Raw genomic sequence first — 11942 nt, 5'->3', positions numbered from 1 at the left:
ATGCAATTTCAGTCCTTGATGAATTCCAACGTGTTGCATTCTCGACGAACTCGCTGCTTTCAACGCATCGTTCAGAACTATCTTCTGGTCCTTGTTCTGTTGGTTGTGGGCACGTCCAGTGCGCACGCTCAGCTCCTGAACTACGCCGATTCCGGTCGTCCGGAAGCACCCGGTTTGGAATTGCTGCAGGAAGAACCACACGACCTGATCTACTTCACCGGGAAGTCCGGCGGCGGTTGGGTGAAGACTCGATTGTTGGATCTGCCCCGGCGTGAGATCCCAGCCGCGCCCAGTGGCTCATTGAAGTTCAGCATTGTCGGTGTCGAGCAACAAGAATTTGTTGCGAAATGGACCGACATTGAGAACATCGATTTCTGGGAAAAACGTCTTGAGAGGGAAACAGCCGAACGAATCAAGGCCGGTGACTTCGTCGGTGCTTACCCGTTTCTGTCGGTTCTCATTCGTGACTATCCCGCACGCCCCGGTTTAAGAAAGCTTCGGACGGAGTTCCTGTGGCGGGATGCTGGACGACGCGCAAAAAGTGGCGAGTTCGGTGCTTCGCTGGCGATGCTGGAAGAACTGCGTCGCTATGCACCCGAGTACGAAACCAAAACAGTTTTGACCGCAATCGGCGCGTTGACGGATAAGCTGATGGAGCAGCTCGTCAACGACGGAAAGTTGGAGTTGGGACAGCAACTGCTCGCGCGGTTGGAAAAGGAATACAGCGGTCTGAGTCTGTCGTCCATCACGAAGTGGAATGCTCGCTTTCTTTCGATGGCCGAGGACAAACGCGATCAAGCATTGGCGGCATTGGAAGCCAAGAACTTTCGCGATGCACGCAAGTTTTCTCGCGAAAGCATTTTTCTTAAGCCAGAGATCGAAGGCGGCACGGAGTTGGTTCGCAAAATCGACCAGATCTATCCGCTGGTGAACGTTGGCGTTTTGCAAACGGCAACGGTGCTCGACCCAACTCGCCTGGACAACTGGGCGGCTCGTCGTGCCGGACGTTTGCTGTACCGCGTGTTGTTTGAGATGCAGGGAGCAGGCCCCGAGGGCGGCGAGTACGAGTTCATCTTCGGGGACACGGAACAGAGCCCCGACCGCCAACGGTTCTCGATGTTTCTGGAGCCCGAACGTTTGCCAGAACCGCTCAATCAGGTCGACGGCTTTTACTTGGCTGATGTCTTAGCAGATCGAGTCAAAGCACAATCGCCGACTTACTTTTCACCGTGGGCCGCGGCGATCCAGGCCATCGGGCTGGACGGTCCCAAGCGGATCGATTGCATTTTGCGTCGTCCCAATGTTCTTCCGTCGGCATTGATTCAGGTCACCGTCGATGGTTCCTGGTTCGGTGGCGAACCCGGTTCGCCGACCGGTGACTATCGCCGTGACGTCGTCGAGGGCGATGTCGTTCGCTATGTCCTGAAGGGTGAACCTCGTACCGAACTGCAGCCTCGGGAGATTGTCGAGATTCGAACGGAATCGGCTGCCGATGGAGTTAGCAAACTTTTGCAAGGCGAAGTCGATGTGCTGGATCAATTGTTCCCAGCCGACGCGGTTCGATTGTCCCGCAACCGAAAAGTTCGCGTGGTCAATTATCCGTTGCCCAGCGTGCACATGTTGGTTCCGTGTAGCGAACATGAGTACCTCGCCGACAAGACGTTCCGGCGCGCGTTGGTGTACGGCACAAACCGGGAAGACATTCTGAATGGTGAGCTGTTGGAGAGCTTGGAGGTTCCTGGATGCCGCGTGCTGTCCGGGCCTTTCCCGGCTGGTCTCGAGGACAACGACCCGCTCGGGTACGCCTACGACCAATCGATTGCACCACGCAATTACGAGCCTCGTCTGGCGAAGCTCTTGATGACGATGACGATGAAGCAGATGGAATCGGAAGCGTCTCGCAAGAAAGAAAAGCCACCTGAGTTGAAACCGATCCGGCTCGCCTACCCGCCCGAGAACCTTTCCCGGATCGCTTGCGAAGCCATCCGCAGTCAGTGGCAATTGTTAGGGTTGGAAATCGAATTGGTGGAGCTTCCAGTTGGTCGTGCGTTCCCGGATCCCGGAACCGCCGACATCGCATATGTTTCGGCGGCCGTTTGGGAACCGATCATCGACGCTCGCCGCGTGCTCGGTCCCGAAGGCATGGCTGGCAGCACCGATCAATTGGTCGGATTGGGACTGCGACGATTGGAAGAATCCAAGAACTGGCGGGACGCTCGTGATCGGTTGTTGGATTTGCACGCGATCGCGCACCACGAATTGCCGGTGTTGCCATTGTGGCAATTGGTCGATTCCTATGCTTACAGCCGAGAGTTGCTGGGCGTGGGATCTGACATCGTGTCGCTGTATCAGAACGCTGAAAAATGGCGGTTGAGCAAATGAGTACCGAAACACTGTTTTCTGATGCACGCTCTATGTCACGTTTCGTGACTGGTTTGATCGCGGCGTGCGTGACGTTGAGCACGCTAACACCAACACTGGCTCAAGAACCCAACTCCGACGCTGCTGTCGAAGCAAATTCAAATGCAGAGGTCGATCCCGAAGCGGAAGTCGAGCCCGATGAGCCGCCACCATTTGATTTCGCTCCGTATCGAACCTTGATCTGGGTCGCATCGGATTCACCGCGAGTATCTGCCGACACGTTGCGAGATGATTTGCAGAAGGTCCTCGATCGTGATTTCCATGCGGTGTGGCGAACGACGATCGAAGACGCACCCACATCCGTTGCCTCGATGGCGATGCGAGTTTTGTCGGAAGTCGACTTCGACACATTGGCCGCCACCGATCCGGTGATCGCGGTGAAAAAATCGCACAACGATGCCGTTCGAATCCGATTCGCGGGAGATGTCGGTCGTTACGCCTCCAGCATTCTGGCCACGCCGGGACGCATGGAAGAGGTTCGTTCGCGGTTGATTGGCGATTCAGGGTCACCCAAAAATGCGTGGTTGGGGATCTTGCATCCAGTCGAAGGCGATGCCGTCTCATTGAAAGAAGCTTGGGCGAGAGAAGAAACGGAAGCCATCTTGGTTTCGCGAGGAATGGCGGAAACCCTGACCGAGCCGGCGGCAAAAATCGTTGTGCCGCCGATCACCGGTCAGGTCATCGATGCTGCCGAAGCTTACGACAAGATTTTCATCGTTCGCATTCGGACGGGGAGCACGCCAATGAAAGTTGAGAGCGTTGAGTTCGATACTTTGATGCGGTATTTCGGTGACACTTCCAATGCCACCGTGTCCAGTTTCAATCTGTTGCCCGAAGTGGTTGGCTCAACTTTGCGAGATGTCTTTGCTCCCGTTGCTCGGATCGATGACGCCGGGAAGAGCAACGCGGTGGGATTGGTGCGAGCATCCGGTTTGGTGACTGACAAAAACTCACCCGCACTCGTCAACGTAGGCGATGTGTTGGTGCCGATGGTTCGCAAAGATGATCGGAACGGCAACCCAATTGCGATTGGACCACTCGATTGGGCTTACTTGCTCGCCAAAGAATTGGATGGTCGGCGTGTGAAGATGGATTTTCACGCCGGTCGCGCGGGCGGATTGCAGGGGCGCAAGAATGCGAGAACGCACCGAGTAGGACTGCGCATTCGACCACGGAGAAATGAGACTCTGTTGCGACTGCACGCCAAGGGAGATCCGAATCAGCCTCTGATTGGCTACGAGATTTACGAGAAGGAACTCGAAGGCAAAAGCATGACCTTCATCGGACGCACCGATTGGAACGGTCGCTTGGATGTTGAGGCGTCCGACGAACAGCCTCTGCGTTTGCTGTATGTCAAAAACGGTGGAGCGGTTTTGGCTCGTTTGCCGATGGTGCCCGGACATCATGAAAAGACGGTTGCGGATCTTGGTGGTGACGACATGCGTTTGCAAGCGGAGTCGTACATTCGCGGCGTTCAAAATTCGATCATCGACCTGTTGGCGATTCGCGAATTGTTCAAAGCTCGAATCATGATGCGGCTGGAACGAGGCGACCTGGAATCAGCCGAAGAGCTGTTGGAAGTTTTGCGAAACCAGCCGACCAATGAACGCCTTGCCAATGACATGGGCAAGCGTCAGTCCGAGTTCATCGAAGCGATCGGTAAGAACGCCAATCAGCAACGCAAAGTCGATGAAATGTTTAGCGTGACGCGTGAAATGCTGACCAAGCACATCAACCCAAAATTGGTGCGCGACTTGGAAGAAGCCATGATTCAGGCAAAAGAAAATGGTGGCAAGTTGCCACCAAAGGAACCTGAAGAAGCGTGATCAAGTTGTTTCGGTTTCGTACCGCGAACGAAAATCCTCTTCGCTGAGGACTTCGACACCCAGTGATTCTGCTTTGGTGAGTTTGCTGCCCGCTTTCTCACCCGCGATCAGGAAGTCCGTCTTTTTGCTCACACTGCCCGCCGCTCGGCCACCCAGCTCTTCGATGCGAGCTTTGATTTCATCGCGGGTGTAATGCTGCAGTGTTCCCGTCGCGACGATGTTTTTGCCAGCGAGCGGCAGGTTCTCTTCTTCGTCGGGTGACTCCACCGGCTCGGGGCCCGACATGGTGACGCCCACCGCATCCAAGTCTGCCAGAGTTTGCGAACCTGATTCACTGTGGATGAATTTGACCAGGCTCTCGGCGATCCGGTCGCCAATTTCATGAATCGCGGCCAGGTCCTCCGCTTTCGCGGAACGCAGCAGATCGAGGTTCCAGTACTTTGCTGCGATCAGTTTTGCGACGCGTGGTCCGATGTGGCGGATGCTGATTGACGACAACACGCGAGCCAATCCGCGAGTGCGGCTCTCGTTGATTCCTGCGACCAGGTTTTCGGCGTTCTTGCGACCGAATTGAACTTCGATCATCTCGTCGCCTTTGCCCTTTCTCAGTCGGGGCCAAGTCAACTCAGCCAGTTCATCGACATTCAATCGGTACAGGTCGGCGTAGTTTTCGACCAGTTCTTTTTGCAGCAGCAGGTCGACGACCTCTTCGCCCAAGCCATCGATGTCCATGCCTGTACGACTGCCGAAGTACACCAGGCGCTGGCGAAGTTGGGCGGGGCATGCCGGGTTGGTGCAGCGGATGTAGACGCCACCTTCGTCACGTGTCAGTGGTTCGTCGCACTGGGGACACTGGGTTGGGAATTCAAATTTGGGAAGCGGTTTGGTGCGAGCGTGCTTCTCGACTCGCACAACCTTTGGAATGATCTTGCCGGCTTTCTCGACGACCACGGTGTCACCAACGCGAACGTCCAATCGTTCGATCTCGTCGGCGTTGTGAAGCGAGGCTCGCGAAACGGTGGTGTCCGCGATGTCGACCGGCTTCAAGTAAGCGACCGGCGTGATCGTGCCGGTCTTGCCAACTTGCACATCGATGGCCTCGAGAGTCGTGATCGCTTCGTATCGCTCGAATTTGTAAGCGATCACCCATCGCGGGCTCTTGCTGCGCACACCCAGTTTTTCGCGTTGCTCGAACGAGTCGACTTTGAACACGATGCCATCGATCTCAAACGGCAGGTCGGGCATCTCCGTCTCAAGTTTCGCGATCGCTTGCAGGGCGTCCTCTTTGTTGTCAAAGCGAACGACATCCGGTGCAATGGGAATGCCCAATGTTTCGACATGCTTGAGGAACGTCATGTGATCGGTCGCTTGGACTCCGATCAGTTCACCGCTGCCGTGGCAAAAGAAGCGAATGTTTCGCGAGGCAGCGATCTTGGGATCGAGTAGGCGGATCGTTCCCGCCGTGACGTTGCGTGTGTTCTTGAACGGTTCGTGGCCCGCTTCGGTTTGACGGACATTGAGATCCGCGAGATCCGCGTCGGTCATGTAGAGTTCGCCGCGAACTTCGAGGACCTCGGGAACGTTGCCACCGGCAATTTCAGGATGGGCTTTCGCAGCGTCCGCGATCGATCGAGGCAATTCGCGAATGGTGCGGACGTTGTGCGTGATGTCGTCGCCGACCTGCCCGTTGCCTCGCGTGAGTGCCAGCGTCAGTTCGCCGTTTTCGTAGCGAATCGATCCCGCGACGCCGTCGATTTTGTATTCCATCGTCCAGGCAACTGATTCGCCTTCGAGCGATTTTTCGATTCGCTCCATCGCCGCCGCCAACTCTTCGCGGCTGTACGTGTTGTCAATCGACAACATGGGGACGCGGTGGGGAATCTGAACCAGTTGATCGACGACGTCGCCGCCGACCAGTTGCGTCGGTGAATTGGGTTGGCGAAGTTCCGGGTTTTCTTCTTCGAGCTGCGTCAGCTCGGCCAGCAATTGATCGTATTGCAGGTCGGTGATTTCAGGAGCCGCATCGTCGTAGTAGAGACGATTGTGGTGATTGATTTCATCGACAAGTTGTTGCACGCGGCTGGCAATGGAATCGGAGGCCACGAAACGATCCTGGGGCAAGAGAGAGTCACCAAAGGTCTCGGCGGACCGAGATCGGCATCCATTGTCCGTTTGCGACCCGCTGATTCCAGACCCCTTGCTAGTTTGAGCATCAGTCCCGCAATCCACCGGTATCAGTGATACACGCGCACAAAAAAACGGAGCCCAACTCCGGCGATTCGAGGTCGCCGGCAGTTTGGCTCCGTGATGGAACGTGAATCAATCGGACTCAGGCCGAGTCCATTTGATCACTCAGCAGTGCCAGCTGCTGCGTCGATGCCTTCTTTGGCTTTCTCGCCACCTTGGTCGATGGCACCGTCAACGGTTTCTTTGGCAGCTTCAGGAACCACGTCTGTCGTCGCGTCTTTCGCAGCACCAGCGGCGGAGTCCACGCCTGCTTTGGCTTGGTCAGCGATTCCGGCGGCGGATTCGGAGCCCTTCTCACATCCAGCCAAGACAGCAACCAAGGAAAGAGCAAGCAGCGATTGAGTGAGCTTTGCGAACATCGAATTCATCCTGAGAAAGTGGGTGGGCGGATCCCGACAAGTTTGGTGGTCCGCCATTCGATTTTAACCCTATCTTAACTGTGCCTGAACGCAAGTGGACCGACGATATTCGCTCTCTTCTCGCGGTCAATCTTCCAAAGATGCACAAACCAATTGCTCATCATTGCGAGCGAAAATGCAGCGGTTGGCATAGGCCGGATGAGACCATGTGACTCCATTGCGTCGTGGCAATTGCACCGTCGTCGTGTCCAGCAAATGAGTCTGGCTGAGAGGTTGATAGCCTTCGGGCGTCAGGTGGGCGATCGTCAATTGACCTTGATCGTTGAACATCCAATCCGTTTGCGAATTCTCGCTTTGATGCACAACCGTGTGGATCGTGCCCCATCGATTTCGCGGAACGGCCGTGGTGTCCTCCCAGACTCGTTCGCCGGTTTCCATCTCCAGGCAACGCAGTTCACCATAGCTGTCGACACCGTAGACGTAACCATCTCGCATCACAGGTGTGCTGATGATGGAATGCAACGCACGGGTGTTCTTTTCGTCGACCCCGACTCGGTGCCACTTCTTTTGTGCCGCAGGTTCGGTGTCCGACAGTTCAAGCATCATGGAACCGTCATAGAAGGATGTGACAAACAGATGGTTGTCGTCCACGACCGGAGTGGCGACACCGATCGGCATTCGAGAAGGAGGAAACGGGATTCGCCAGAAGACATCTCCGGTCGAAGGCGAGAGTCCGCTGATGCTGTCTCCGGTCCAACACACGACAACGTCTCGCCCGCCTTGCTGGATCAAAATTGGAGCGGAATAGCCGGCACGCTCATCGAGCGAACGCCAGGCTTCGTCGCCGGTCGCCAGATCAAATCCCACGACGCAGGCTCCCTTGGAACCACCAACAATCTGAACCACGATCGGTTTGTGAGTCTCGCTGGTCACCACCAGCGGAGCTCCTGTGATTCCCCAGATTGGCATCGCGATTTTGTATTCTTGATTCAAGTCATGCTTCCACAAGATCTCTCCCGTGGTCGCATTGAAACAATGGAAGTGCCCCATCGCGCCGACGGCCAATGCTTTCCCATCGTGCAGCGTGACGCTGGCGCGGGGACCGGCTCGGTAACCGATCTCATAGGCAGCAGCGTAGGAATGTTCCCAGACCAAGCTTCCGTCCTTCTCGGCAAAGCACAGCACACGTTCAATCTCATCGGGTTCCGTTTGTCGGTCGGTGACATAAACCCGTCCGTTCGCAACCGTTGGGCCGCTGTAACCGGAGCCGATTGGAACAGACCATTTCAATGGTAGTTGGCCTTCGGGGAGCTCCGTCACGATTCCAGTTTCGGTCCAGTCCCCGTCGCGGCCCGTGCCTCGCCACTGCGGCCAGTCGTCCGCTTTCGCGAAAACTCCAAAGACATTGGCGGCTACGACCAGAAGAGCCAAGCTCATCATCCGCTGGCATGATCCTGACGGGAAACGGCAGCGTCGAATCGAGATTCGGTTGAGCATCGAGAACTCCAGGTCGGTGAAATGGGGGGAACATGGAAGTCTAGTGCGTCGGCGGGAGTGTTTCGAGCTGTTGCATTTTGCCCGGATTCGCTGGTTTGCCGTTTGTATCGCGTGAAACACGATCGATGTGGCGATGAAACCTGGATTCTCGTATTGATTCGATGTCCGTTCTCCGTCGGCGGCAAATTTTTTCCGGCGGTTTCGCCGCCAATCTGATTGCTTGCAGTGGTCCCGATGAGCCACCCACTGAGATCGAAGTCGTTTTCCGCCCAACCGCAACGCAGCGACCAATTCGTGTTGTTGTGGTTTGCCTGCTGCATCTTGGTATGGATGAGCGTGGGCATCGTAGCGGCTCAGGAAATTGTCTGGACGACGCCCAAACCTCCACCGTTCACAACATCGACGGCTACCACCTATCCGGTCGAAACGTCGGTGCCGGTTTCCTCGCCATCGATTTCTCCATCGATCGTCACATCATCGAATTCGGCCTGGGCAACTCAGTCGGAATCCGTTGAAAGCTGGCCCAGTCACACGGAAACCTCGTCGCGAGGTCGATTGACGCCGCCCGCGTTCACTTCCAGCTCCCAATCCAATTCGAGTGCCAACAATCTTTCTCGGCCATCGCGATCCACCAATTCGCAGTTGAGCACGCGACCGATTCAACGTCCTTATCCTGGAGCGACTCAAGCCTCGCCATCCGTCGTTCAGCGTGAAACGAGTACCCGATCGGATTGGGATGCGACCGACACGACTGAAGCAACCGCGGTGAGCTACCCGTTGCTTCCTCGTCAGCCCAGTGAGCTAGATGATTGGCGGCAATCGCCGTACGCGGACATGCACGTTCGCGCGGCGCAGCAGACCGAATCGCAGTTTCGTTCGCTCGCTCAAACATCGGATCCCATTGCGGCCGACATCGGAACCAAGAACGCAGAGTTGGTTCAGCAATGGATTGATCTCGCCGCGAAGTACAACCAGCTGGCCGGTCGAGTTTATTCCGCCAAGGAGCAACTCGATGCAACGCAGTCGGACTTTGAAGACGTCAATCAGAAGCTGACACGGCATGGCCTAACGCCCACGATCGGGCTGTTGCTTCGCCATAAGAAAGACCAACTGGAACAATGGCAGATCGAAAACAGCCAAACCGCTTTGGCGAGCGAGGCTCTCGGGAAATCGCGTCAACAACAATTGGAGTTGGACCTGATTCGGTTGGATGGATCGGAACCTGAGCGGCAAGCCGCGGAAGTTCTCGCGGCCGCGGGGTACGACGCCAACCGCTATGGCGACCCGTTGCGATTGCAAGTCGAAGAATTGCTGCGTCAACGCGGCGCCTGGATTCGTTCGTTGCAGGTCGGGTATCAGGACCAACAGCAAAAGATCAGCGAGTTGGATTCGATTACGACCGCATCGGAATCCTTGGCGGGTGACTATCGAATGCTGATCGACCGGCACGTCATGTGGATTCGCAGTGATGAACCAGTCGGCCTGCGTGACGCTCGCAACTTGAAGGGTGGGATGGCAGCGTTGTTCGACTCAAGTCGCAGCGGCGATTTTGGACCCACATTTGAACGGAAGATCTCCGCCAACCCGGTCGGTGCGATCGGATTGTTGGTTGGCATCGTGTTAATACTGGTGCTTCGTTGGCTCGCGAAAGCTTCGTTGATCGCCATCGGCAGTCGCAAAAGGATGCGGAAGGCTGCTCCGCAAAAACGAAAACTGTATGCCGGTGTGCTCACCGTGTTCGTTGCCGCGGGCATTCCTGCGGTCTTGTTTTGGATTGGTCGTTGGCTGGGAACCGGCATCGTTTCAGAAGCAACATTGCACGCATCGAGCGCATTCTGTGCTGCGAGCTTAGTGGCTTGGTTGATCGAGGTTCCTCGGCAATGGTTGCGGGCGGATGGCTACTTGGATCAACACGTTGACATTGAATTGTCGCGGCGTCCTCGTGCGATGAAGTACCTGACCATCATTGGCATGGGATTGGTTGTCGCGGCGTACTCGATCACGTTGATGAGCCAAATTGACCACGGCATGTGGCGCGGGTCGGTCGCTCGCTTGGGATTCATTCTGGCGATGCTCTTGGTGGGCTGGACGATGCACTTGGCTTTGCGTCCGGTCGGCGGCTTCCTTGAACCGCTGATTGAAAAATATTGCGGCAGTGTGATTCATCGCGGTCGTTTCTTGATGTACTTGGCCGGCCTCGGATTGCCGCTGTTTTTGATCGTTCTATCGTCGCTCGGCTACAGCGTCACAACGCACGAGATCATTCAGCGGATCATCTTCACGGCGGTGACGTTGATGTCAGCTTCGATTCTTTGGGCGGGAGTCAAGTATGTGTCGGCGGAAGCTTGGGACTTGTTGACCGGCACACGTTCGCTAAAGCAAGAGCGGGACGAGTACGACGAACCTGAGTCCGGCCGAGTCGCCGGGGCTCTGGGTGAGCATTTCCTTGAGCTCAAGCATCACCTCGCCTTCCTGTGCCAATGTGCAATGGTGTTGGGGGCGGTGGTTTGTTTCGGTTGGCTTTGGATCGATGTGTTTCCCAACGTTCGAATGGGCAACCCGGTTCTTTGGACGGTGGAAGACACCGTGCAACAAGCCAGCGTCAACGCGGTTGGTCAAACCGTCATGCAATCGGCGGTTGAAACGACTCCCGTGACCGCAATGCATTTGTTGCTGGCTGCTGGCACACTGTTTGTCGCGTTTCAGTTGGCCAAGTTGTTGCCGGCATTGTTTGATGCGTTGGTTCTGCAGCGGGTGTCCTTCGATGAAGGCATGGAACACTTCACGTTGGTGTTGGGACGGTTCCTGCTCTTCGGGGTTGGATGTTTCGTCGCTTGCAAATGGATTGGGGTGCGTTGGCAAACGATCCAGTGGTTGGCGGTTGGCTTGATGATCGGCTTGGGATTCGGTTTGCAAGACATGGTCCGAAACCTGTTTGGCGGGTTCATCGTGTTGTTTGAAAAGCCTGCTCGATTGGGCGATTTGATCACCGTCGGCAACTTCACCGGACGCGTCGCAGCGCAGCGTCTGCGAACGACGGTGTTGTCGGACGATGACGGCCGTGAGGTGATCGTTCCGAACAAGAACTTTGTCAGTGATGACGTGGTCAATTGGATGGGCGCGGGACGATTGAGCGTCATCCCGATGGAAGTCGCCGTCACGCGAGACGAGCGGCCGGCAGACCTGTGCCGAACGTTGCAAGAACTGATGATTGAACAGCCCGAAGTGCTGCTGACACCGGCTCCTCAAGCCACGCTCGTGTGCGTTGGGCAGCGGTCTCAACGAATTGAAGTGCGTGCTTGGATCGAACAGGGCCAGAACGCGGAACGCTATCGCGACCAGTTGTTGAAACTTGTTCGTCGTCATTTGCTCGAACGGAATTTGCTGGCTCAAAACCAACCATCTCAACCGGAGATGCGAGATGTGTTGACCAAGCAAGACGATTCAGAAGACTTCTTCGACGACGACTTTGGCCAGCCACGACTTTCCGACGCGATTCGCAAGCGAAAACGCCGCGCTTAGAAGCCATGGGCGCGGCATCCGAGATCGAGGTGGTTTCGCGATCGTCGTTGAAAGCGTATTTCTGGTCGTT

The 11942-nt window shown here is 56.1% G+C and carries 8 protein-coding genes; 4 read left to right on the top strand and 4 right to left on the bottom strand.

The genetic code is table 11. The features are described from left to right. Both CEE69_RS16245 and CEE69_RS16240 read left to right on the top strand, forming a co-directional pair. Positions 1-2382, top strand: coding sequence for an ABC transporter substrate-binding protein (locus CEE69_RS16245; RefSeq protein ID WP_099261681.1), 2382 nt, complete (start codon positions 1-3; stop codon positions 2380-2382). Further along, a complete protein-coding gene (locus CEE69_RS16240) occupies positions 2364-4247 on the top strand; it encodes a hypothetical protein (protein WP_099261680.1) in 1884 nt (627 codons plus the stop codon). Before CEE69_RS16245 ends, CEE69_RS16240 begins: the two co-directional genes overlap by 19 nt. Here CEE69_RS16240 and ligA read toward each other — a convergent pair whose 3' ends face one another. From ligA to CEE69_RS16225, 3 genes are all read right to left on the bottom strand, one after another. Beyond that, positions 4248-6350 (bottom strand): NAD-dependent DNA ligase LigA, encoded by a 2103-nt coding sequence (gene ligA, locus CEE69_RS16235; RefSeq protein ID WP_390179979.1) that lies wholly within the window; start codon positions 6348-6350, stop codon positions 4248-4250. It abuts the gene before it with no gap. A gap of 245 nt (positions 6351-6595) precedes the next feature. Beyond that, positions 6596-6853, bottom strand: a complete 258-nt coding sequence (locus CEE69_RS16230) for a hypothetical protein (protein WP_099261797.1) — start codon at positions 6851-6853, stop codon at positions 6596-6598. 126 nt (positions 6854-6979) lie between these two features. Then, a complete protein-coding gene (locus tag CEE69_RS16225) occupies positions 6980-8350 on the bottom strand; it encodes an outer membrane protein assembly factor BamB family protein (protein WP_099261678.1) in 1371 nt (456 codons plus the stop codon). Positions 8351-8511: 161 nt separating this feature from the next. On the opposite strand from CEE69_RS16225, the gene CEE69_RS16220 reads away from it, so the two are divergent. Further along, positions 8512-8865, top strand: a complete 354-nt coding sequence (locus CEE69_RS16220) for a hypothetical protein (RefSeq protein ID WP_099261677.1) — start codon at positions 8512-8514, stop codon at positions 8863-8865. A 12-nt stretch (positions 8866-8877) separates the two neighbouring features. Here the strand turns inward: CEE69_RS16220 and CEE69_RS33510 are convergent, their stop codons facing one another. After that, entirely contained in the window at positions 8878-9000 is a 123-nt protein-coding gene (locus CEE69_RS33510) for a hypothetical protein (protein ID WP_261341350.1), read from the bottom strand. Here CEE69_RS33510 and CEE69_RS16215 point away from each other — a divergent pair. Beyond that, entirely contained in the window at positions 8993-11872 is a 2880-nt protein-coding gene (locus CEE69_RS16215; RefSeq protein ID WP_390179978.1) for a mechanosensitive ion channel domain-containing protein, read from the top strand. The two genes, CEE69_RS33510 and CEE69_RS16215, sit on opposite strands and share 8 nt — an antisense overlap. Positions 11873-11942: the final 70 nt, after the last annotated feature.

It is taken from the genome of Rhodopirellula bahusiensis, from assembly GCF_002727185.1.
GTDB classification, from domain to species: Bacteria; Planctomycetota; Planctomycetia; order Pirellulales; family Pirellulaceae; genus Rhodopirellula; species Rhodopirellula bahusiensis.
Note: the sequence above shows the minus strand (reverse complement) of the source record. Positions and strands in the feature narration are given on the sequence as shown.